A 23779-nucleotide genomic window follows, 5' to 3' on the forward strand; every position below is an offset into this window, starting at 1 on the left:
GTTCGGCACCAGCACAGTGGTGGACCCTTTCCGTTCGGGTCAGATGTATGCCCGAACATTCACTCTGAGTGACGTGACTCACTTGCATCGCCCTGCGGGCACGAGCAGGCACCAGAGCCGGACGCGCGGTGCTCGGCGAGTCCCCCCGCTCAGGGCAGGCCGATGAGGCCGAGGGACCAGTGTCTGATCGTCGGTGCGGGAGAGAGGCCCTCAGGCAGTGGCATGCCCACGGCTTGCGGTTCCCCGGACGACCGGAGGGGGTGGGGTGACGGAGGGTAGCCGCATATCGGGTCGCGGCCCGGTGCAGATCTTCGAGAGGGCGCCGCCTGGGCGTAGGCGGCGTCCTCGACGTTCCGGGCAGGCTCACCCGAGGTTCCGCGGGGCCGGGTGCCGGGCCCGGACTGGGGTTCGGTTCGGCGAGGCGTGATCGTCGCCGGCGAGGAGGCCTCGAAGGATCCGCCCTCGGCACGGCTGCTCCCGGGAGCCCGGGGAACTGAGCGAGGGACTCGACCGTCTGAATGGTCGAACGGCTGGTTCTTGCGAGAACTCTGGGGGAGTCGTGCTCGGTCATTCCATGCTCAAGCTCTTGGCTCGTGACATGCACACCCGGCTCGGCGGCCAGGACGGCGAGGACCTTGCCGTTGTCGAGCAGAGGCTACGCCAGTTGGCGGCCCTGGCTCCCGACGCCCGACGCGACGCGGTGGCCGCGCTTCCCGCCGACGAGAGTGATCGGCTGCTCATCGGAGGGTTCGGTTACGGCGCGACCCGCGAAGACCCGTGGAACACCCACGCGGACGCACAACTGCTGGCCGCCACGCTGGAGGCGTACGCCGCCGGCATCTCGGTCGCCTCCGGGAAGGAATGGGAATCCGCCCGGCATGTGAAGGGCAGGCTCACAGCGCAGGCACAGCTGCTCCGGGCCGTCGAAGCCGATGCGGCCGGCGATCGCTCCGAGGCCAACCGGTTGTTCGACCTGGCCCGCGGGCAGGGCGAGACGGCCGGTGACTGGCTCGTCTGTGCTCTGGGCCTCCTCGGCAGAACGGCCTGCGGAAGCGAGGCGCACCTGGCCGAGCCCTCCGGGATCATGGAGCTGGCCGACCTCGTCATCGATGAGCTGGCGCAGTACGTCGAGGACGACCTCGGCCCGCTCCGGCAGGCCTTCCACCTGCGCTACGAGGCGTTCGGGGTGGTGCGGGCCGCGGTGGGGGCCGAGGACGTGGACACCCTGCTGTCCCTGGCCCGCTCGTGGCTCGAGGTGAACCCGCCGGGCGCCATGGTGGAACTGGCCCACGCCTGGAGCGGCGAGATGGGCCGTGGCGTCCATGACGGAGACCTCGACTGGGCGGTCGGCTGGGCGGCATGGGGAGATCAGCTGATCGCCCCGGGACAGCCGGGCTCCCCGCTCCGCATCCGACTCGCCGGTCACTTCCGTGCGGCGGGAGACGCGGAGCACTCCGTCCAGGTACTCGAGTGGTTACTCACCGATGAGCCCGACGACGAGGACGTTCTGGTCGCCCTCGCCGGCGCCTACCAGCGCGCGGGCCGTGGGGACGACGCGATCGCCTGTCTGCGGTCACGGCTCTCGGACCCTCCCGCTCCCGGCGAGGAGGACCTGCTCGGTCAGCTCGTCCGGGTGCTGGTCCAGGAAGGCTCCCCGGAGCTGGAGCACTGGGAGGGCGAGTTGATCCGCCTGACCGGTGCGGGCGCCTCCGACATGCTGCCCAAGGTGTTCGGCGCACCCCCCAGCCCCCAGGTCGCGATGGCCAGATTCGCGGACGGGACATTGACCGTCTCGCCGGACATCGACCACCTGAGCGACATAGGCCCCCAGATCTTCGCGGCGATGATCGAGGGAAGCCCTGACGGCGCCGACATGCTTCGTGATCTCGCGGAGCGTGATCCGGCGATGGCGGCAGGCGTGGCGAGACTGCTGGGGGTGCCCCTGGTGACCCGAGCGCACCGGGAGGCCGCGGAGCACATCGCGCGAGGAGAGCAGCACTTTCATCGACGGGAGTACGCGGAGGCGGCTGCCTGTTACCACAGGGCGCTGGAATCCGACCCCGACAGTGCGTCGGCCCTGCTCGTACTCGGCGATGTGTACTACGTGAACCAGCACCTGGGGCTGGCACGGGCGTATTTCCAGGAGTCCCTGGCCGTGGAGGAGACTCCCATGGCCTGGCGGTTCCTCGGCGACACCTACCGTGCCGAGGAGAACGGGACCGAGGAGGCGCGCAGCTGCTACGAACGGGCTGTCGCCCTCGATCCCGGCTACGGCGGGGCCAGGGAGGCACTTGAGCACCTGCCGCCGCCCGCGGTGCGCCCCGGGTGGTCACCGGTGGCGGCCACGGCCGACGCGCCCCAGCCCGCCGAAGGACGCGAGGCGGGCACGGCCGCACCGCCACCAGGCATCCCCATGTCACGCTTCGCCGCCGGCCCCGGCGTCGAGGCCGACCTCCCCGTCCGCCTGGAAGCCGCTCTACGCCGTGACCACCCGGCACTGGGGGCCCTGCTCGACTCCCTCGCGGAAGACGGGGACTTCGCCGCCTGGCTCGCGGAACACTCCCCCGCGCACTGGTCCCGCGCGCAGGACGCACTCCGAGTCCTCATCCACCAGTGGTCCGCCCGAGGCACCGACCTCGAACGCTCTCTGTTGCTCGCCGTCAGACGGGTGCAGATCGCGGAGGCGCTGGAAGGGCCCTGGCCCGACGGTGACGACGAAGACATGGGCAGGGCCCGGCTGCTCGCCGACGCCCTCGAGCAACTGGCCTCTGTGAACAAGGACCTGGGGCGCTACTCGGAGTCGTACGACCTCCTCAGGGCCGCCGAACGCTGGGCCGGCATCGACGAGGAGGAACGCGCCCGCGCGGGCAAGTCCCTGCGCGTCGGCTACGACCACTTCCACGACCGCCCGCCGCGAGCGGGGCTGTACGAGGCCCTGGCCGATGCGGCCTTGCGCACCGGGGACGAGACAGGGGCCGCACACTACGCCCGGTTGCAGCGGGATCTCGAGGAGGGGCTGCCTGCCGACGACCACGCGCGTGTCGTGGAATTCGTCACCGCGGGCCTGTCGGCCTTTCTGGAGGAAGAGGATCCGGATCTGGCCCTGCGATATCTGCGTACCGCTGAGAGGATCGCCGAGCGTGAGTCCGCCCGCACGCAGGTCAAGGTCACGCTGGCCACGGTGCAGTACGGCTACGGCCAGCTCCTCACCTGGCTCGGCCTGCCACGCCGGGCACTGCACCATCTCGGCAGGGCGCGGGAGTTGAATTCCGGCAACGCCGACCGGCTGGCACAGGACTGGATCGCCACTGCGGAGGTGCTCGACCGATGGCCCCGTTTCGGGCCCGCGATGCTCGCCTACGAGCAGGTACTGGTGCTGTCCTCGGTCCCCGGCACCATCGAGGACCGTCTCTTCTGGGCCCCGCGCAGTGAGCCCACCTCACGCACGGGGCGCCGCATCGTCGCCGTCGAGCGGGCCTGGACCGTCGTCCTGCCGATGGCTCACGCCGCGTGGGCCTACGGCGAGCTCTACACCGCGACGGACGTGCTGGAACTCGGCGCCGGCCTGGCGGACCTGGTACGGGCGGCGCAGCCCGACCCGGGCCTCCGCATGCGCGTCCAGGACGAACGGGCCGTGGTCTTCGAGCTGCTCACCCGATACCGTCTGGGGCGGGCGGAGCGCTCGGACGGAGACCGGGACGCGCATGTCGCAGCCGCCTACACCGCGTCCGAGAGGAAGCGCTCACGCGCCCTGCTCGACGCGATGAGCACAGTGCGGCTCAGAACACCCGCCGGAGTTCCGCAGCAGCTGGTCGAGCGGGAGGCCGGGCTGCTGCGTGCGCGTGCCGAGGTCGAGTCCGGCGGCGAGGTGGACTGGGCACGGCACCGCGCCCTGACCGACGAGCTCGCCGCCCTGTGGGCGCGGATGGCCGCGAGCGGTCCCGAGGCCGCCGAGTACGCCGCGATCAGGCAGTCCGACGTCCTGGCTCCCGAGGACGTACTGGCCGAACTCGCGGACGAACCGGCGGTCGTGGCGTCCTACGCCATGCTGGACGACGGGAGGATCGTCGTCTTCGTCCTCAGTGGGGACGCCGGACTCCAGGTGGCGCCCGTGGACGCCGACGGGCCCCAGCTCCTGCGTTTCATCGAGGACCACTTCGGCAGCGCCGGACAGGTCCGCGAGATGGCCGAGGACCTGCCCGGCCTCTTCCAGCACGTCCTGGGGCCACTCGTGGCTCCGCTCGCGGCGGCCACCAGGCCCGGGCAGACCGTTCTGATCTGTCCCACGGGTGCTCTCCACCACGTCCCCTTCCACGCCCTGGCCGTGGAAGGGGCGGCGACGCTCCTCGACCGCAATCCGGTCGGCTACCTGCCGACCGTGTCCCTCCTGCGCACCCTGAACCACCGCGCACCCGGTGCGGGGACCGGTGCACTCGTCCTGGGCGACCCCGGCAACGATCTTCCGTACGCCCGCGCGGAGGCGGTCACCCTGGGCAGCCGGCTGGAGACCGTCCCGCTTCTGGGCGAGGCCGCCACCCGCGAGGAAGTGCTGCGCCGCGTCCCGCACGCCTCGGTCTTCCACGCGGCCTGCCACGCCCACTTCGACGCCGAGGACCCGCTCTCATCCGGTCTCGTCCTGGCCGGAGGGGTCCTGACGGCGCGCGACATCCTGCGGCAGGACTGGCACGGGGTCCGGCTCGCCGTTCTTTCGGCCTGCGAAACCGGTCTGGGCCGTACCAGCCGCACCGACGAGACCCTCGGACTCAGCCGGTCGCTCCTGTTCGCCGGGGTCCGTTCGCTGGTGATGAGCCTGTGGCGGGTTCCTGACTCCACGACCGCGGCCATCATGGGTGACTTCCATGACCTGGCCCTTGCCGGTGAAGCTCCCGCACCGGCGTTGCGCACCGCGCTTCTCGCCGCCCGGGACCGCCCCGGCGGCGGCCGGCTGGACCGCTGGGCGGCCTTCTGCCTGCTCGGTGACTGGCGCGCCCCGGCAGGCACGGAACCCCGACATGGAGAGTGACATGCTGACCCGCCCAGAACTCCCCGAAGGCTACGAGTTGCTCGACCTGGTCGAGCCGACCGTGGTGGAGACCGAACCCGACAGGCACCTCCAGCCTCTCGACGAGGCAACGGTCAGGCTGCTGCGGCGCGAGACCCGGATCGGCCTGGCACGCGGTCCGGTCCGGCAGGTGGAGACCGAGGTGTCCGGTCATGTCGGCCACGACATCTCCCTCATCTGCGTGGTGCAGACGCACCCCGAGTCCTTCGTGCGCTGGTCCCGGCTCGTGATCGATCTGTCGGCGACCGGCGGAGCCGTCGTGGCGGACATGTCACCCTCCCTGATCGAGGGGGAGCATCCGGTCGAGGTCGAGACGACGCTGGGCGGTGGACTCACCTTCCAGGTGGCGACTGCGGCTGTCGGAGCCGAGCTCATGCCCCAGATCACCAGGCGCAGGACGCTCTACTGCCCCCGGATCACTTCGTCCGGCATCGGCTTCACCACCGCCTACTGGGACTTCAGGGCATCGGACCAGGAATTCCTGCATGTCAATGAGGAGCTGAGGCTACTCGTCGACGCCCCGGTGGGCGTCCCCGTCGATGCGAGGGTGACCATGCGCGTCAGGGTCATGCCACGGGGCATCGGCAGGCTCGTCCGGCTGACGGGCAAGCTCGGAACCAGCGAGACGTTGTGCCGTCTCGTCGGCCCGGACGTCCAAGGCGACGCACCGGGCCTGTCCGCCTGAAGGCCCGTGCGTCGCGGACCCAGGGCGGTCGCGAGGTCGTCACGCCGCCGCCCACCGGCCTGACGGGCCGAGGCCCGGTGCGTTGCGCACCGGGCCTCTTCAACGCCTGCCGGACCTCCTCGACGCCCAGGGACCGGGGGCTCAGGCGACGGCGACCGTCCCCGTCCCCTCCCCCGTCGCTCCGGTGCCCTCGAGGCTCACCCGGAACGGCCGGCCGGTACCCTCGGCCGTGACCCGCACGCCGGAGCCCTCCGCGACGACGCGGAAGCAGGCCGCGTCCGCGCCGGTCAGGTCCGGCACGGTGACGAGCCGCTCCTCGTCGGAGGCACCGAAGACCCGCAGCGTGAGGTCCTCCAGCCAGTTCCCGTCCGGGCGCTGGTCGTCGGCACCCCACGGGAGCACGGCTCCGTGCCTGACCAGCAGGGGCAGGCTGTCGAATCCGTGCGTCTCGCGCCGCCACGCGGGTCCGGTGACGCGCTCGCCAGTGAGCAGTGAGGTCCAGGTGCCCTCGGGGACGTAGTACTCGACCTCGCCGTCCTCCGTGAAGACCGGTGCGACCAGCAGGTCCGGTCCGAGCATGTACTGCCGGTCCAGGGTCCGGGTGGCGGGGTCGCCGGGGAACTCCGCCAGCATGGGCCGCATCATCGGAACGCCCGTGCGGTGCGCCTGCGCCGCCACTCCGTAGAGGTACGGCATGAGCCGGTGCTTGAGCAGGGTGAACTGCCGGGCCACGTCGACGGCTTCGTCGCCGAACTCCCACGGCACCCGGTACGAGACGTTGCCGTGCAGCCGGCTGTGCGAGGAGAGCAGGCCGAAGGCGAGCCAGCGCTTGAAGACCGCCGGGTCGGGGGTGCCCTCGAAGCCGCCGATGTCATGGCTCCAGAAGCCGAAGCCGGACAGGCTCAGCGACAGCCCGCCGCGCAGGGACTCCGCCATCGCGGTGAACGAGGCGAAGCAGTCGCCGCCCCAGTGCACCGGGTACTGCTGTCCGCCGGCCGTGGCCGAGCGGGCGAAGAGGACGGCCTCGCCCGCGCCGCGCTCCTTCTCCAGCAGCTCGAAGACGGTGCGGTTGTAGATCTGCGCGTAGTAGTTGTGCATCCGCTCCGGGTCGGAACCGTCGTGCCAGACGACGTCCGTCGGGATGCGCTCGCCGAAGTCCGTCTTGAAGCAGTCGACGCCCTGGTCCAGCAGGAGGCGCAGCTTGTCGTTGTACCAGGCGCGGGCCGCCGGATTGGTGAAGTCGACCAGCGCCATGCCCGGCTGCCACAGGTCCCACTGCCAGATGTCACCGTTGGGCCGCCGCACCAGGTAGCCGTGTTCGGCGCCCTCCGCGAACAGGGCCGACTTCTGGGCGATGTACGGATTGATCCACATGCTGATGCGCAGCCCGCGTTCCTTCAGGCGCGCCAGCATGCCCTCCGGGTCGGGGAAGACGTCCGGGTCCCAGAGGAAGTCCGACCACTGGTACTCGCGCATCCAGAAGCAGTCGAAGTGGAAGACGCTGAGCGGGATGCCCCGTTCGGCCATGCCGTCGACGAAGGAGGTGACGGTCTCCTCGTCGTAGGACGTGCAGAAGGAGGTGGTCAGCCAGAGGCCGAACGACCAGGCCGGCGGCAGGGCGGGACGCCCGGTGAGAGCCGTGTAGCGGGCCAGCACGTCCTTCGGCGTCGGACCGGCCACGATGTAGTACTCCAGCGACTGGTCCTCCACGCTGAACTGCACCTGGCCGACGGACTCCGAGCCCACCTCGAAGGAGACCTTGCCCGGGTGGTTGACGAAGACGCCGTACCCCCGCGAGGACAGGTAGAACGGGATGTTCTTGTACGCCAGTTCGCTGCTGGTGCCGCCGTCCGCCTGCCAGATGTCCACCGTCTGGCCGTTCTTGACGAACGGTGTGAAGCGCTCGCCGAGGCCGTAGACGTTCTCCCCGATGTCCAGAGCGAGTTGGGCGATCATGTGGTGGGTGCCGTCGGGCGCGGTGGCGAATGCCGTCCCCTTGGGATCCACTCCGGTCAGGCGCCGGCCTGACGCGTCGGTGAAGGTGATGCCCCAGGGTCCGTCCCCGTCCATGCGCAGCGTCAGCGGGCCGCTGGTCAGCTCCGTGACGGTGCCGTCCCTGCGGGTGCGGGCCGCGGGCCCGGAGGCGTCGCCCGGCAGGATGGTGAAGTCCGGACCCCGGAGGGCCTTACCGGCGTGGTGGGTGGTGCGCACGCCGATCACGCCCTCGGCGGGCGAGAAGCATTCGACCGTGATCAGCGGGGTGTTCAGCGTGTCGCCGCGTGCGGCGACACGCTTGACCGCCGCGTACGCGGTGAAGCGGTCCGGCTCGACGCGCACGTCCCGGATCTCGGTCGCGTAGGAGGCGCGCACGCCCTCACGCATGAGCCAGAAGCCGTCGGTGAACTTCATGCGGTCTCCTTCGCGGGGACGACGTCGATGCGGGCGAGGCGCACGGAGCCCTCGATGCGGATGCGCAGCTCCCGTACGCCTTCGAGTGCGAGAGCGGCGGCGAGCGTGCGGTAGGCGTACGGTCCGCCCTCGTCCTGGACCTGGATCTCCAGGCTCTGCCCGCCCGCCGTGACGGAGAGGGAGCCCGCGCCGGCAAGGAGGAACGCCAATCCGGCCACACCATCCCCGAAGTCGCACGCTGTATACACGAGTTCTCCTGCCTGGCCGGCGGCGGGGGTGACGGTGTCACCCTCCGTCTTCGCGCGGTCCACGATCTCCGTGCCCCGCTGCCAGTCGTAGTCGGCGGCCTCGAGCCCTCGCGTGGCCACCGGGCGGGGGCCGGACGCCTCACCTTCGACGCTCGCGGTGGCGGTGAGCCTGATGTCCGCGCTGGACGCCCCGGCGAGGATCTCGTACGTACCCGGCTCGACGGTCCAGCGGCCGTGCGCCACGTTCCAGTGCCCCAGCTCGGCTACCGGCACGTCGAATTCGACGCGTTCGCAGGCGCCTGGGGCGAGATGCAGGCGACGGTGACCGACCAGCTTGCGCCGCGGTAGGTCCACGGCATCGGCCGGTGATTCCGGCCGGCCGTGCGCGGCGGCCGCCGCACGGACGTAGAGCTGGGCCACCTCGTCCGCGGCGGTCGTCCCGGCGTTGGACACGGCCAGCGACACCCGCAGCAGTTCGCCCTCGATCCGGGCCTCCAGGCCGGAGTAGGCGAACTCGGCGTATCCCAGTCCGTGCCCGAACGGGAAGAGCGGGGTGCCCTCGAAGTAGAGGTACGTCTGCCGCGAACCGATGATGTCGTAGTCGAGCAGGTCCGGCAGATCGCCGTCGCTCGCGTACCAGGTCTGCGGGAGCCTGCCCGCGGGGGACACGTCGCCGGCGAGCACACGCGCGAGAGCGGTGCCCGCGGCCTGGCCGCCGTGCGCGGTCCAGAGCAGGGCCGGGAGCGCCTCCGTCGCGTCGGTGACCGCGTACGGGTAGGCGGAGGTCAGCACGAGGGCCGTCCGCGGGTTGGCGGCGCGGGCGGCGCGCCACAGCCGGTCCTGCTGGGCGGGGAGGGCGAGGGTCGTGCGGTCCTCGGTCTCGCGGCCGTTGATGTGGGGGTCGTTGCCCGCGACGACGATCACGGTGTCGGCCGCCGCGGCGACCCGGGCCACGGACTCCGCACCGTACTCGACGGTCTCCCGTCCGAAGACGGTCGCACCCTCCCGCGAGATCTTCTCGCCGGACACGGCAACCTTCGCGCCGTCGGCGGCGACAGACACGTATCCACCCGTCCCGATGTGCAGAAGGCGGTGTCCGCCGTCGTGTCCTTCGACCGCCTCAAAGCGGAACGTCTCCTGGACGATCCAGCCGCCCGGCTCGTCCGCGGACGCCCTGACGTATCCGTCGTCGGCCACCGAGAGGTACAGGCCTTCGTCGGTGCGCAGGGTCAGGACGCCGTCCCCCCAGTCGACGAGAGCCAGTTCGGTGGCCTCGTCGCCGCAGGTCAGCGGCGGCAGGTCGGTGCGGCCCGCGAGAAGGGCCGGGTCGAGGGCGCCTTCCGCGCCCCGGGCCTCCCCGTCCCGTACGCCCTCCGCCTGAGGCACCCGCAACCAGCCGTCGGAGCACTTCAGCCGGATCCGGTCCACGCCTTCGGTGTGCAGGACGTTCTCGGCGCCGTAACGCTCGCGGATCCCGTCGAGCGGTGTCGAGCGGTGCATGAGGGTGCCGCTGTACCAGTCGAGCTTGCAGGCGTCCGCGAGGAGCCCGACGACCGCCACGGTGCGGCCCTCCTCCGGGGCGAGGGGCAGCAGCCCGTCGTTCTTGAGCAGGACCACGGCCTGCTCGGCGGCCTCCAGCGCCAGCGCGCGGTGCTCCTCGGTGTCCAGGTCGCCGGCCTGGGCGTACGGGTCGAGCTCCGGGTCGAACTCCCCCAGCGCGAAGCGCATCGCCAGGAGCCGGCGGACGGCCGTGTCGATGTCCCTCTCGTCGATGAGCCCCTTGGCGAGCGCGTCGCGGATGCGGCCGGTCATGACCGAGGAGTCGGTGCCGTGGTCGGTGAAGCTGTCGACACCGGCCTTGAGGGCCGCGGCGGTGGCCTCCTCGTGCGTGTCGAAGTAGTGCTCGGAGTCGACCAGGTTGGAGGGCGCGCCCGCGTCCGAGCAGACGACGAGCGGCTGTTCGGTCCAGGTCCGCAGATGTTGTTCCAGGAGCGGGGACACGTGGTTGGGGCGGCCGTTGACCAGGTTGTACGCCGGCATGACCCCGGCGACTGCCCCGCCCTCGACGGCGTCGCGGAAGGCCCGCAGGTCGTACTCGTGCAGGACGCGCGGACGTACCGAGGAGGACGCGGTGTCACGGTCGGTCTCGTTGTTGTGGGCCAGCCAGTGCTTGAGGACGGGTGCGGTGCGCCAGTAGTGGGGGTCGTCACCGCGCAGGCCACGGGTATAGGCCACGGCGATGGCGGAGGTCAGGGCGGGGTCCTCGGAGTACCCCTCCTCGCCCCGGCCCCACAGCGGGTGGCGCAGCAGATTGACGGTCGGCGCCCAGACGTTGAGCCCGACGCGGTCGTCCTGGGCGCGCTTGGCCCTCACCTCGTTGCCGACGGCCTCGCCGATCCGGCGTACCAGGTCGTCGTTCCAGGTGGCACCGAGACCGACGGCCTGCGGGAAGACGGTGGCGGGCCCCATCCAGGCGACCCCGTGCAGGGCCTCCTGTCCGGTACGGAACGGGCCGAGCCCCAGCCGCTCCACAGCCGGGGCGAACTGATGCAGCATCGCGATCCGCTCGTCGAGCGTGAGCCGTCCGAGCAGATCGTCGGTGCGCCGGGCGAAGGACAGCTGCGGGTCGCGGAAGGGAAACGGATGGTCCGTCACGTGCGGGTCCCCTTGGAGAGGTGGGAGGTTTTCAGGGCGTCGGACAACGAAAGTTCCTTCGACGCGAGGAGAAGATCTTTCGAAGCGCTTCGATGCTCTGCGGCCAACCCCGCAGGTGTCAAGGGTGCGAGCGGTCCGAAAAGGCCTATCAGGGGGCATCGGCGCCACGCCACGGCGGGAAACGGTTCGGAAACAGGTCGGAGGAATCTCGAAACGAACTCTTGTGTGGCCGACACCCTTCACTTAACCTCGCTGCAACATCGAAGCGCTTCGACAGCGTGTTGGACCGCTTCACCTCGGCCGGTGACGTAGAGCCGGCCCCGGCCAGTAACGCCCCACCTCAGACACAGGAACCAACGGCGGTCGCCCGCCGCGTGTCGTCCTGGTGCGCCTCGAAGGGTTGACGCAATGACGCCGAATTCCTCCCCCTCCTCCACCGCTCCGAGCCGGAGAAAGTTCCTGGCCTCGGGCGCGTTCGCCGCGGTAGCCGTGGCGGGCGGCGCACCGCTGCTCGCCGCGTGCGGCGGCAGCGGCTCCGGGTCGGGGACCAAGGAGGGCACGACGACGGGCAAGGCGCTCAAGAAGGTGCTGCCGGCCCACGCGCCGTCGAATCTCGTCCAGCCCGACGTGGTCGGCGTCAACGGTTCCAGCCCCGGTTTCACCAAGCTTCCCGACCCGCTGGTCACCTCGGTGAAGTCGGCGCCCGGCAAGGGTTCCACCTTCCGGGTCATGACGCCGCTGTGGGGCACGGTCCCGAAGAAGAACAACCCGTACTACACCGCGGTGAACAAGGCGGTCGGAGCGACTCTCACCTTCGACCCGCAGGACGGCAACACCTACCAGGACAAGATCGGCGCGGTCCTCGCCGGTTCCGAGATCCCGGACGTCATGACCATCCCCGGGTGGAACATGCAGGGGCAGATCCGCAACGCGATCGTCTCGAAGTTCGCCGATCTGGGCCCCTACCTCGCGGGCGACGCCGTCAAGAAGTACCCCAACCTGGCCAACATCCCGACCGGCGCCTGGCAGTACTCCGTCTTCGGCGGCAAGCTGCGCGGACTGCCCATGCCCAACCCGGTCATCGGCAACGCGATCTTCTACCGCAAGGACCTGATCGGCTCGGGCGCCCTGCCCGCGAGCGCCGACGACCTGCTGGCCTTCGGCAAGGAGCACACCGCCCCGAAGAGCAAGGTGTGGGCCTTCGACGACCTGTGGACCTGCATCCAGAAGATATTCGGCCTGCTGCCCGACGCGCCGCACTACTGGAAGCTGGAGGGCGGCAAGCTCGTCCACAAGATCGAGACCCAGGAGTACCGCGAGGCGCTCGCCTTCGCCCGCAAGCTGCACGACGGCGGTTACGTCCACCCGGACGCCGAGGCCAACAAGGACGCCGACTCCAAGATCCGCTTCACCAGCGGCCACGTCCTGATGTACAACGACGGCACCGGCGGCTGGAAGGGCATGGTCACCGAGCAGGCCGTCGCCAACCCGAAGCTCGACATGCAGCCGCTGGACTTCTTCGCGGCGGACGGCGGCAAGCCGGTCCTGTGGCAGGACGACCCGGCGGGCATCTTCACCTTCATCAGCAAGAACCTCCCCAAGGAGAAGATCGAGGAGTTCCTCGGCATCGCCGATTTCGCCGCCGCGCCGTACGGCACCGAGGAGTTCATGCTGACGAACTACGGCGTGAAGGACACCCACTACAAGGTCGAGGGCGGAGTCCCGACCTTCACCCCGCAGGGCATCGAGGAGGCACAGCCCGCGACGCTCCTCTACGTCGCCTCCCCGCCCCACACCATCGCCTTCCCCGACGAGCCGCAGCTGGTGAAGGACTACGCCGGCTGGATGGCCCGCCAGGCCCCGCACGTCAAGAAGCCCCTCTTCTTCGGCATGCAGGTCGTCGAGCCCCAGCGTTACGCCTCCCTCTACACGCCGTTCGACGACCTGCAGAAGGACATCCGGCGCGGACGCAAGAAGGTCAGCGACGTCGACGCCGCCGTGACCACCTGGAAGAACAGCGGCGGCGACAAGCTCCGCGACTGGTACCAGGACCTGCTCGACAAGAACGGCTCCGGCGTCTGACGCCTGCGGCACATCCGGACGACATGCACGACAGGCCGCCGGGCACAGGGAGCCCGGCGGCCGGGGCGGAGAGCACGACATGGGGAGTACAGGGTGAAGCCTCGGGCCACGGTGGCGACCGACGCGGGCAGCGCGGAAGGGCGGGGCAGCGCCCCCGCGGGCGAGGGTGACGGCGACGACGGGAGCAGAGCCCGCGCGCACGGCCCGCTCCGGACCGACGGGTCCGAGCGGCGGGGCAGGAAGGGAAAGAAGGCGGCCGCCCCGGCCAACGGCATCACACGGAAGCTGCGCCTGCGCCGGGACCGCACGCTGATCCTGATGACGCTGCCGGCCATGGCGCTGCTGCTGCTCTTCAACTACGTCCCCCTGCTGGGCAACGTCGTGGCCTTCCAGGACTACGACGTGTACGACCTGGGCATCACCGGCAGTCCGTTCGTCGGGTTCGACAACTTCACCCGGATCTTCCAGGACTACCGCTTCTGGGAAGTCCTGCTGAACACGCTGGTCATCTTCCTGACCCAGCTGATCCTCTTCTTCCCGATCCCGATCGCCATCGCCCTCCTGCTCAACACGATCATGAGCGCCCGGGTGCGTGCCTGGGTGCAGGCGATCGTCTACCTGCCCCACTTCTTCTCGTGGGTCCTCGTCGTCACCGTCTTCCAGCAGATGTTCGGCGGGGCCGGCCTGGTCGCGCAGTGGCTGCGCGAGCACGGGCACGAGGGTTTCGACCTGATGACCAACCCGGGCTTCTTCAAGTTCCTGGTGACCTCCCAGGCGATCTGGAAGGACGCGGGCTGGGGCGTCATCGTCTTCCTGGCCGCGCTCGCCGCCGTCAACACGGACCTCTACGAGGCCGCGGCCGTCGACGGGGCGGGGCGCTGGCGCCGCATGTGGCACGTCACACTGCCCGCCCTGCGGCCCGTCATCGCCCTGCTGCTCGTCCTGCGCGTCGGGAGCGCGCTGAACCTGGACTTCGAGCAGATCCTGCTCCAGCGGGACCAGGTGGGCGCGGGCGCGTCCGAAATCCTCGACACCTACATCTGGTGGACAGGAATCAAGACCGGTGACTTCGGCTATGCCGCCGCCGCCGGAATCTTCAAGGGACTGTTCAGCGTCGCGATGGTGCTGGGAGCCAACAAGGTCGCCCACATGATGGGCGAGCAGGGGGTGTACTCCAAGAAATGACGACTCTCCTGGACACGGAAAAGGACGGGGCCCGCACGTCGGCGCCCGTCACCGAGCGGGTCGAGACCCCCCTCCAGCGCGCCCTGCGCATCGAACCACGGCCCGTATGGGAGGAGGAGCCCTCGAAGGCGGGACTCGCCTTCAAGGGCTTCGGGCTCACCGCCATCTGCGCGGTCATCCTCGTCCCCATCTGGGTCGTGGTGGTGACCAGCCTCTCCGACACCAAGGCGATCAACGAGGCCGGCGGGCTGGTGGTCTGGCCCAAGAGCATCACCTTCGTCGCGTACACGGAACTGCTCAGCGGCGGGGCCGTCACGCGGGCCGCGCTGGTCAGCATCGGTCTCACCGTCGTCGGCACGGTGTTCAGCATGGTGATCTCGGTGCTGTGCGCCTACGGGCTGAGCCGCCGGGACTCCTTCGCGCACCGGCCCCTGCTGATGACGATGATGGCCACCATGTTCTTCGGGGCCGGCCTGATCCCGACCTATCTGCTGGTCACGGGCATCGGTCTGAGCGACAGCTACTGGTCGATGATCCTGCCGAGCGCGATCAGCGTCTTCAACATCCTCGTCCTGCGCGGGTTCTTCATGGACACCGCTCCGGAACTCATCGACGCCGCCCGGATCGACGGCGCCGGGGAGTGGCGGATCCTGCTCCAGATCATCATGCCGCTGTCCCGTGCGGTGATCGCGGTGATCTCCCTGTTCTACGCGGTGGGCTACTGGAGCCAGTGGTTCAACGCCATGCTCTACATCCAGGACAGCGACAAGTACCCGCTGCAGATGATCCTGCGTCAGCTGGTCCTCCAGCACCAGGTCCCGCCCGGCGCCATGGGCGCCGCGGTGAGCAGCGGGGCGATCAACAGCCTGGCCGTGCAGATGGCGGTGATGGTCCTCGCCCTGATCCCGGTGGCCATCCTGTCGCCGTTCGTCCAGAAGCACTTCCAGAAGGGCATGCTCACCGGCGCCGTCAAGGGCTGAGCCCCGCACCTGACCGCATCCACACCCGTCACTCCCCACCGGAGGGTCTTCGTCATGCGCGCTTCGTCCGTCCCGCAGCCCGAACCCGGCCCGCGCCCCCGGCGCCGGACCGTCCTGGCCGGTGCGGCGGTGGTCGCTGCCTCGGCCGCGGTGCTGCCCGCGGCGGGAGGGGCCTCCGCCTCCCCGAAGGACCACAAGAGCCGGCCACACCGCTGGCGCACCGCGGCGATCGGCGGGACGGGCTTCGTGACGGGCCTGATGTTCCACCCCGCCGTGCGCGGTCTCGCCTACGCCCGTACGGACATCGGCGGCGCCTACCGCTGGGACGACCGCGGGTCCCGGTGGACGGCGCTCATCGACCACCTCGGCTGGGACGACTGGAACCTGATGGGGGTCGAGGCGATGGCCGTCGACCCGGCGCACCCCGACCGGCTGTACCTGGCCCTGGGCACCTACACACAGGCGTACGCCTCCCCGGGCGCGGTCCTCAGGTCCGAGGACCGGGGCGCGACCTGGAAGCGTACGGATCTCACCGTGCGTCTCGGGGCCAACGAGGACGGGCGGGGCTGCGGAGAGCGGCTCCTGGTCGATCCCCGGGACAGCGAGACGCTCTGGCTCGGGACCCGCCACGACGGGCTGCTGCGCTCCACCGACCGGGGCGCCACGTGGTCGCCGGACACCTCCTTCCCGGCGGCCGCGTCGGCGAGCGGGCAGGGCGTCACCCTGCTGGTGGCCGTGGGCCGCACGGTGTACGCGGGCTGGGGCGACGGCGGCACGAACCTCTACCGCCACGTCGCCGGCGGCTGGGAGGAGGTTCCCGGCAGGCCGTCCGCCGGCGCCTCGACGAAGGTGCCGGTCCGTGCGGCGTACGACGCGCGCGGCCGTGCGCTGTACGTGACGTACGCGGACGGGCCGGGGCCGAACAACCAGGGCGACGGCTCGGTGCACCGCCTCGACACGGTGACGGGCGCCTGGACCGACGTGACCCCGGCCGTCCCGGCTGCCGGTGACGCGTTCGGCTACGGCGGGGTGGCCGTGGACGCGTCCCGCCCCGGCACGGTCGTCGTCTCGACGAACAACCGCTGGGGGCCGGTGGACACGCTGTTCCGTTCGACGGACGGCGGGGAGACCTGGACCTCCCTCAAGGACACGGCGGTGCTCGACGTCGCCGAGACCCCCTATCTGAAGTGGGGCGGTGAGCCGAAGTTCGGCTGGTGGATCCAGGCCCTGGCCGTCGACCCGCACGACTCGCGGCACATCGTCTACGGCACCGGCGCCACCGTCTTCGGGACGCGTGACCTCGTGCACTGGGCCCCGGAGATACGGGGCCTGGAGGAGTCGTCCGTACGCCAGCTGATCGCGCCCCCGTCCGGAGCCCGGCTGCTCAGCGGCCTGGGGGACATCGGGGTCATGTACCACGACTCGCTGACCGCCTCCCCGTCGCGCGGGATGGCGTCGAACCCGGTATTCGGCACGGCCACCGGGCTCGCCCTTGCCACGCTCGAGCCGTCGTACGTCGTGCGGACCGGATGGCCCTCGGGCTCGGACTCGGCGGGAGCGTACTCGCGCGACGGCGGGGCGACCTGGCAGCCGTTCGCCTCGCAGCCGGCGATGGCGTCCTCGGCCCCCGGGCCCGTGGCGGTCTCGGCCGACGGAGCGACGCTCCTGTGGTCGTTCGTCCACTGGGACGGCACCAAGTACCCGGCGCACCGCTCCACCGACGGCGGCGCGACCTGGGCCGAGGTGACCTCCTTCCCCAAGGGTGGCACTCCGGTCGCCGACCCCCTCGATCCCGCCCGTTTCTACGTGTACGACACGGACACCGGGACGGTCTTCCGCTCCACCGACAAGGGCGCGACCTTTGTCGAGGGGGCCACCGGACTGCCGTCCGGGGACGCGCAGTTCCGCATCGCGGCGGCGCCGGGACGGACCGGGGACCTGTGGCTGTCCGCCAAGGACAACGGTCTGCTGCGCTCGAAGGACGGCGGACTCACCTTCGCACCGGTGGCCGGCTGCCAGGGTTCCTATGCCCTGGGCTTCGGGAAGGCGGCCCCGCGCAAGGGCGGGGCCGGCTATCCGGCCGTCTTCCAGACCGGGCGCGTCTCCGCGACGTACGAGGGCGTGGCGGTGCTGCGCTCCGACGACGCGGGCGCGACCTGGGTCCGCATCAACGACGACTCCCACCAGTGGGGGTGGACCGGTGAGGTCATCACCGGCGACCCCCGCGTTCACGGCCGTGTCTATCTGGGCACGAACGGCCGTGGCATCCAGTACGCAGACCCGAAGTAGAGGAACGAGACGTCCATGCCGTCCCTGCACGACGCCACCCGTGGCCGCGTCCTCTTCGGAGGCGACTACAACCCCGAGCAGTGGCCCGAGGAGGTGTGGGCCGACGACGTACGGCTGATGAAGGAGGCCGGGGTCAACTCCGTCACCCTCGGGGTCTTCTCCTGGGCGATGATCGAACCACGCCCAGGAGCACGGGAGTTCGGCTGGCTGGACCGGCTCATGGACCTGATGCACGCGGGTGGCATCGGGGTCGTCCTGGCGACCCCGACCTCCTCTCCCCCGCCGTGGATGGGCGCGCTGCACCCGGAGACGCTGCCGCGCACCGAGGAGGGTGCGGTCGTCAACTACGGCTCGCGGCAGCACTTCTGCCCGAGCTCACCGGTCTACCGCCGCTACGCCGCCGCCCTCACCGAGGACCTCGCGGCGCGGTACGCGAACCACCCGGCGCTGACCATGTGGCACATCAACAACGAGTACTGCACGCACTGCTGGTGCGACGAGACGGCGGCCCACTTCCGCCGCTGGCTGGCCGCCCGGCACGGCACGGTCGCCGCACTCAACAAGGCGTGGGGCACGGCCTTCTGGAGCCAGCGCTACGACACCTGGGCGGAGGTCCTGCCGCCGCGCCGCGTCCAGTACCTGCGCAACCCCGCGCACGAGCTGGACTTCAGGCGCTTCACCTCCGACGCCCTGCTGGAGTGCTACTCCGCCGAGCGGGACATCGTCGCCCGGCACACCCCGCACATCCCCGTGACGACCAACTTCATGCCGCTCTGGGAGGGCCAGGACGCCTGGGCCTGGGCGGAGCGCGAGGACGTCGTCTCCGTCGACATCTACCCGGACCCGAAGGACCCGCTGGGCGGCCAGTACAACGCGATGCTCGCCGACATGACCCGCTCGCAGGCGCGCGGGCCCTGGATGGTGATGGAGCAGGCCGCGGGCTCGGTCAACTGGCGTGAGGTCAACCACCCCAAGCCCGCGGGCCTGAACCGGCTCTGGTCGATCCAGGCCGTGGCCAGGGGCGCGGACGCCGTCTGCTACTTCCAGTGGCGCCAGTCCCGGCAGGGGTCGGAGAAGTTCCACTCCGCCATGCTGAGCCACGCCGGCGAACACGGCCGTACGTTCGGTGAGGTCAAGCGGATCGGCGCCGAACTGGCGCTGATCGGCGCAGAGGTGAGCGGCACCGAGGTGACCGCCGAGGTCGCCGTGCTCCACGACTGGGACGCCTGGTGGGGTTCCACCCAGCAGGACCGCCCGTCCTCGCTCGTCGCGTACACGGAACTGGTGCGGGCCTGGCACAGGGGACTGTGGGAGGGGGGCATCGCCACCGGATTCGCCCGGCCCGAGGCGGACCTGAGCGGCTACCGCATGGTGCTCGTGCCGCAGCTCTACCTCCTGAGCGACGCCGCCGTCGACAACCTCGTCGCGTACGTCCGGGACGGAGGGACCCTCGTGTGCGGGTTCTTCACCGGTGTCGCGGACATGGACGGCCGGGTGAGGCCGGGCGGCATGGACAGCCGGCTGCGGGAGCTGTTCGGCATCCGTACGGTGCACGAGTGGTGGCCCCTGGACGCGGGCGCCACGGTGGAGTGCGACGGTCTGCGCGGCACCCTGTGGTCGGAGGAGCTGGAGCCCGACGGCTCGGCCGAGACGGTGTGCGCCTACCGGGGCGGCGAGCTGGACGGGCTTCCCGCGGTGCTCCGCAAGGGCACCGCCACGTATGTGTCCACCCTCCCGGAGCCCGGCGCCCTGCGCGACCTGCTCGGCCGGGCGGCGGCGGGAGCGGGCGTGCGCCCGGTGCTGGAGGGGCTGCCCGCCGAGGTGGAGGCCGTACGGCGCGGTGGACTCCTCTTCCTCCTGAACCACGGCCGCTCCCCCGCGGAGGTGAAGCTGCCGGGGCGCCGCCTCGACCTGCTGACGGGCACGGAGACGGACGGCAGTGTGGAGCTGGGCCGCTACGGCGTGGCCGTGCTCGGAGACGTCCCGGCATGATCGACGGCACGTGGGAGCCCGGCCCCGCCACCCGCTGGGAGGACGCCTTCCTCAGTGGCAACGGCCGTCACGGGGCGATGGTGTACGGCGATCCGGGCGACGACCGGGTGATCGTCAACCACCACAGCCTGGTGCGGCCCAACGGCAGCGAGAACCTCGCGCCGCCCGCGCTGGCCGACGGGCTCGGCCGGCTCCAGGACGCGCTCCTGTCCGGCGACACGACGGCCGCCGAGAACTTCGGCGGGGGGCGCCCGCTGGTGTGGGTGCAGCCTTTCCACCCGGCGTTCCTGACCCGTGTCCGCCGTGGCCGCGGGCTGCACGAGGCGGTCGCCGGCTACCGCCGCGAGGTCGACTTCACCACGGGCGAGGTGACGGCCTCGTACGAGGCGTGGCGCAGCCACGTCTTCGTGTCGCGGGCGGATGACGTGGTGGTGCAGCATGTCACCGATCCCGGACTGACCGCCGACGTCACCCTGGACCACGCGCTTCCCGGTGCTCCGGCGCGGCTGGCGGTCGGCCGCTCCACCGTGCTGACCCCGGACGGGGCGCACCTGGCCCTGCGGGTGGGCTACCCGGGCAGCGGGCTCGGTTACACGGGCGTCACCGTGGTCCAGGTCGACGGTGGCCGGGTCTCCGTGGCGGGCGAGGGCATCCGGATCGAGGGGGCGCGCGGCCTCACCCTGACGACCCGGGTCGTCAGGGCGGCGGGCCGCCCCGAACCCGGGGAGTTGTGGGCCGCCCTGCCGCGCGAGGACTACGCCACCCTGCTGGACCGGCACCGGCCGCTGCACCGGGCGGCGTACGGGCGTGCCTCCTTCGCGTTGCGGGACGCCGCGCCGGAGCGGGAGCTTGCCGGGAGTGAGCTGCTGCGTACCCCGAAGAGCCCCGCACTGCTGGAGCGGCTCTTCGCGGCGGGCCGCTATCACCTGCTGTCCTCGTCCGGACTGCTTCCGCCCAGGCTGACGGGCCTGTGGACCGGGGACTGGGACACGGCCTGGTCCGGGGCGTTCACCACGAACGCCAACCTCAACCTCCAGATCGCCTCGGCCGCGTCTGCGGCGCTCCCGGAGGTGACCGAGGCCCATGCCGCGCTGGTGCACGGGCAACTGGCCCACTGGCGGGACAACGCCCGGGCGCTCTTCGGGGCCCGTGGTGTCGTCGCCCCGTCCCACACGGACGGCGAGTCGGGCCACACCCGGCACTTCCAGCGCGCCTATCCGCTGCACCTGTGGACGGCGGGGGCGGACTGGCTTCTTCAGCCGCTCCTCGAGCACGCCGAGGTGACGACGGGAACCCCGGACGCCGCACTGACCGGCGCGCTGGTGGAAGTGGCCCTGTTCTACGAGGACTTCCTCAGCTGCGAGGATCCGGACGGAAACCTGGCGGTCGTCCCGTCCTACTCCCCGGAGAACCGGCCGGCCAACGCGAGCTGGGTGACGGTGAACGCCACGATGGACATCGCGGCCGCGCGTCACGCCCTGACGACGGCCGCCGAGCACGCGCCCGGCCACCCGTCCGCCGCCCGCTGGAAGGCGCTGGCCGCCCGGCTTCCGGCCTATCTCGTGAACGAGGACGGGGCGCTCGCCGAGTGGGCGTGGCCGGGTCTGCGCGAGACCTACGACCACCGCCATCTCAGCCATCTCTACCCGGTGTGGCCACTGGACTCGATCAATCCGTACGACACCCCGGAGCTGTCGGCCGCCGCCCACCGCGCCCTGGAACTACGGGGCTCGGAGAACGACTCGGCCCACGGTCATCTCCACCACGCGCTGATCGCGGCCCGGCTGCGGGACCCGTCCCGGGTGGCGGCGGCGCTGGACGCGGTGCTCGGCGGCGACTTCTTCCACGACTCCCTGATGAGCGCGCACTATCCCTCACGGAACGTCTACAACGCGGACGCGGCCCACACCCTGCCCGCCGCCGTGATCGAGTCGCTCGTCCAGTCGGCACCGGGCCGCCTGGTGCTGCTGCCCGCCGTCCCGGAGGCCTGTCCGGCCGGTGAACTCCGCGGCGTACGGATGCGGTTCGGCGCGTGCCTGGACCTCAGCTGGTCCGAGGACGGCGCCACCGCCGTGCTGCGCCCCACCCGCGACGCGCGGGTCGACGTGCGTACGGGCGACGGCTTCACCCTCACCGAGACCACCGCCGGAAACCCCACGGCTCCGCTGGAGCTGACGGCCGGCGTGGACCGCGTCCTCACCCTGGGGGCGCGGTAGCAGTCCTCCATCCCCACATGGAAGGAACACCCCATGGCACGATCCACCCTGACCAGGCTGCTCCTGGCGCCGTCGGCGGCCGTGGCCGCCCTCATCGGCTTCGCGGCGGCACCGGCCCACGCCGCGATCTGGACCTCGTCCGAACAGTGGGGCAACTACACCACGTCCGACGGGTACATCCTCTACAACAACATCTGGGGCTCCGGCGCGGGCAGCCAGTCCATCTGGGCCAACTCGTCCAGCAACTGGGGCGTGACGGCGAACCACCCGAACACCGGTGGCATCAAGTCGTACCCCAACGCCAAGAAGATCGTCAACAAGCCGCTGAGCTCACTCTCGTCACTGACGAGCGGCTACAACGTGACCGTCCCGTCCTCCGGCGCCTACAACACGTCGTACGACATCTGGGACACGGACTACGACTACGAGGTCATGCTCTGGGTCAACTACAACGGCGCCGTCGGCCCGCTGGGCACCTCGCAGGGCAACGTGACCCTCGGCGGCCACACGTGGACCGTCTACAAGGGTGACAACGGGGCCAACGAGGTCTTCTCGTTCCTGCGGACCTCGGACTCCACGTCCGGGACCGTGAACATCCTCCCGATCCTGAAGTGGATCAAGGACACCAAGGGCTGGTGGGGCGACGAGACCATCGGTGACGTCCAGTTCGGCTACGAGATCACCTCGTCGTCCGGCGGCCTGAACTTCACGACCAACGGGTTCAACGTCTCGTCGAGCTGATCCGTGCGGGCCGGGGGGACGCCCCCGGCCCGTCCCGCCCGCTCAGGCCGGTGCGGGACCCGTGCTCGCACGCACCGTCAGAACCGGTTCCAGCAGGTCGACTTCGTCCGTGCCCCGGCCCGCGAGCTTCGCGACCACCTGCTCCACCGCGCGGCGCCCCATCTCCTGTGCCGGGATGGCGACGGAGGTGAGCCGAACCGATGCCTGGGTGGCCACCTGTTCGGGACAGACGGCTACGACGGACACGTCCTCCGGCACGGCGCGCCCCTGCTGCTGGAGGAGGTTGAGCAGCGGCTCGACGGCCGCCTCGTTCTGGACGATGAACCCGGTCGTGCCCGGCCGCTCGTCGAAGATCCGGGCCAGGGTGCCGGCCATGGCCGCGTACCCGCCCTCGCAGGGCCGGTGCAGGATCCGTGTCCCGGTGTCCTGGGCCTTGGCGCGTATGCCGTCCACGGTCCGCTCGGCGAAGCCGGTGTGGCGCTCGTAGACGGCGGCGGCTTCCCCGATGACGGCGACCTCGCGGTGGCCGAGGCCGGAGAGGTGCTCCACGCAGAGCGCGCCCGTGGCCTCGAAGTCGAGATCCACACAGGTGAGCCCGGAGGTGTCGGCGGGGAGCCCGATGAGGACCGCCGTCCGCCCGGAGTCACGGAGCAACGGCAGCCGCTCGTCGTGCAGTTCGACGTCCATCAGGATGATCGCGTCCGCCAGCGAGCTTCCCGCGATCCGCCGCACGGCGGCCGGGCCCTCCTCGCCGGTGAGCAGCAGGACGTCGTAGCCGTGGGTGCGGGCGCTCGTGGCGACGGCGATGGCGATCTCCATCATCACGGGCACGTACATGTCGGTGCGAAGCGGCACCATCAGCGCGATGATGTTGGTCCTGCTGCTGGCGAGGGCGCGCGCTCCGGCGTTGGGGTGGTAGCCCAGTTGCTGGATACTGAGTTCCACCCGTTCCCGGGTGGAGGCGGAGATCGACCGCTTCCCGCTGAGGACGTAGCTCACCGTGCTCGCCGAGACTCCGGCATGCTGGGCGACCTCGGCAAGCGTGACCATTCGGCTTCTCCCCTACAGATGGTGATCGCAAGGGAGAACTGGTGAAGCGCTTCGACAGCGCTCTGCTGTGCTCCCCTTCGCACTCTGACATGCACAGACACCGTGGAGCCTAGACTCGCTCACAGGGACTGTCCAGAGTGGGAGTCGAAGCGCTTCGACCGCTGCTTCTGCCTCTGCACACCGTG

The 23779-nt window shown here is 70.8% G+C and carries 12 protein-coding genes; 9 read left to right on the top strand and 3 right to left on the bottom strand.

Features of this window, described 5'->3' with window-relative positions; genetic code table 11:
• The first annotated feature begins 586 nt into the window (after positions 1-586).
• The gene (locus ABZY45_RS17135; protein WP_356740721.1) at positions 587-5023 is read left to right on the top strand and encodes a CHAT domain-containing protein; all 4437 of its coding nucleotides are present in this window, start codon (positions 587-589) and stop codon (positions 5021-5023) included.
• Position 5024: 1 nt separating this feature from the next.
• On the top strand, positions 5025-5747 hold the full coding sequence (locus ABZY45_RS17140; protein ID WP_356740723.1) for a hypothetical protein: 723 nt from the start codon (positions 5025-5027) through the stop codon (positions 5745-5747).
• 141 nt (positions 5748-5888) lie between these two features.
• Here ABZY45_RS17140 and yicI read toward each other — a convergent pair whose 3' ends face one another.
• Both yicI and ABZY45_RS17150 read right to left on the bottom strand, forming a co-directional pair.
• Positions 5889-8156, bottom strand: coding sequence for an alpha-xylosidase (gene yicI / locus ABZY45_RS17145; RefSeq protein WP_356740725.1), 2268 nt, complete (start codon positions 8154-8156; stop codon positions 5889-5891).
• Entirely contained in the window at positions 8153-11059 is a 2907-nt protein-coding gene (locus ABZY45_RS17150) for a glycoside hydrolase family 3 C-terminal domain-containing protein (RefSeq protein WP_356740727.1), read from the bottom strand. Before ABZY45_RS17150 ends, yicI begins: the two co-directional genes overlap by 4 nt.
• Before the next feature lie 408 nt (positions 11060-11467).
• On the opposite strand from ABZY45_RS17150, the gene ABZY45_RS17155 reads away from it, so the two are divergent.
• The 7 genes from ABZY45_RS17155 to ABZY45_RS17185 all read left to right on the top strand — a co-directional run bounded on the left by ABZY45_RS17155 (position 11468) and on the right by ABZY45_RS17185 (position 22544).
• Positions 11468-13141 (top strand): extracellular solute-binding protein, encoded by a 1674-nt coding sequence (locus ABZY45_RS17155; protein WP_356740729.1) that lies wholly within the window; start codon positions 11468-11470, stop codon positions 13139-13141.
• A 93-nt stretch (positions 13142-13234) separates the two neighbouring features.
• Positions 13235-14326, top strand: coding sequence for an ABC transporter permease subunit (locus tag ABZY45_RS17160; protein ID WP_356740731.1), 1092 nt, complete (start codon positions 13235-13237; stop codon positions 14324-14326).
• Complete coding sequence (locus tag ABZY45_RS17165) at positions 14323-15306, top strand: carbohydrate ABC transporter permease (protein ID WP_356740732.1); 984 nt, start codon at positions 14323-14325, stop codon at positions 15304-15306. Before ABZY45_RS17160 ends, ABZY45_RS17165 begins: the two co-directional genes overlap by 4 nt.
• 54 nt (positions 15307-15360) lie before the next feature.
• Positions 15361-17595: a 1,4-beta-glucanase gene (locus tag ABZY45_RS17170; RefSeq protein ID WP_356740734.1), complete on the top strand. Its 2235-nt coding sequence runs from the start codon at positions 15361-15363 to the stop codon at positions 17593-17595.
• Positions 17596-17610: 15 nt separating this feature from the next.
• Positions 17611-19587: a beta-galactosidase gene (locus ABZY45_RS17175; RefSeq protein ID WP_356740736.1), complete on the top strand. Its 1977-nt coding sequence runs from the start codon at positions 17611-17613 to the stop codon at positions 19585-19587.
• On the top strand, positions 19584-21803 hold the full coding sequence (locus ABZY45_RS17180) for a glycoside hydrolase N-terminal domain-containing protein (RefSeq protein ID WP_356740738.1): 2220 nt from the start codon (positions 19584-19586) through the stop codon (positions 21801-21803). The genes ABZY45_RS17175 and ABZY45_RS17180 overlap by 4 nt, the downstream gene beginning before the upstream one ends.
• Before the next feature lie 33 nt (positions 21804-21836).
• Positions 21837-22544, top strand: a complete 708-nt coding sequence (locus tag ABZY45_RS17185; protein WP_356740740.1) for a hypothetical protein — start codon at positions 21837-21839, stop codon at positions 22542-22544.
• A gap of 42 nt (positions 22545-22586) precedes the next feature.
• On the opposite strand, the gene ABZY45_RS17190 is transcribed toward ABZY45_RS17185, so the two are convergent.
• On the bottom strand, positions 22587-23594 hold the full coding sequence (locus ABZY45_RS17190; protein ID WP_356740742.1) for a LacI family DNA-binding transcriptional regulator: 1008 nt from the start codon (positions 23592-23594) through the stop codon (positions 22587-22589).
• Positions 23595-23779 lie beyond the last annotated feature (185 nt).

This window comes from Streptomyces sp. NPDC006516 (genome assembly GCF_040611875.1).
Classification (GTDB): Bacteria; Actinomycetota; Actinomycetes; order Streptomycetales; family Streptomycetaceae; genus Streptomyces.

Coding starts and splice junctions, on each gene's coding strand:
- ABZY45_RS17140 (WP_356740723.1), top strand. CDS start 5,025: ATGCTGACCCGCCCAGAACTCCCCGAAGGCTACGAGTTGCTCGACCTG.
- yicI (WP_356740725.1), bottom strand. CDS start 8,156: ATGAAGTTCACCGACGGCTTCTGGCTCATGCGTGAGGGCGTGCGCGCC.
- ABZY45_RS17155 (WP_356740729.1), top strand. CDS start 11,468: ATGACGCCGAATTCCTCCCCCTCCTCCACCGCTCCGAGCCGGAGAAAG.
- ABZY45_RS17165 (WP_356740732.1), top strand. CDS start 14,323: ATGACGACTCTCCTGGACACGGAAAAGGACGGGGCCCGCACGTCGGCG.
- ABZY45_RS17170 (WP_356740734.1), top strand. CDS start 15,361: ATGCGCGCTTCGTCCGTCCCGCAGCCCGAACCCGGCCCGCGCCCCCGG.
- ABZY45_RS17175 (WP_356740736.1), top strand. CDS start 17,611: ATGCCGTCCCTGCACGACGCCACCCGTGGCCGCGTCCTCTTCGGAGGC.
- ABZY45_RS17180 (WP_356740738.1), top strand. CDS start 19,584: ATGATCGACGGCACGTGGGAGCCCGGCCCCGCCACCCGCTGGGAGGAC.
- ABZY45_RS17185 (WP_356740740.1), top strand. CDS start 21,837: ATGGCACGATCCACCCTGACCAGGCTGCTCCTGGCGCCGTCGGCGGCC.
- ABZY45_RS17190 (WP_356740742.1), bottom strand. CDS start 23,594: ATGGTCACGCTTGCCGAGGTCGCCCAGCATGCCGGAGTCTCGGCGAGC.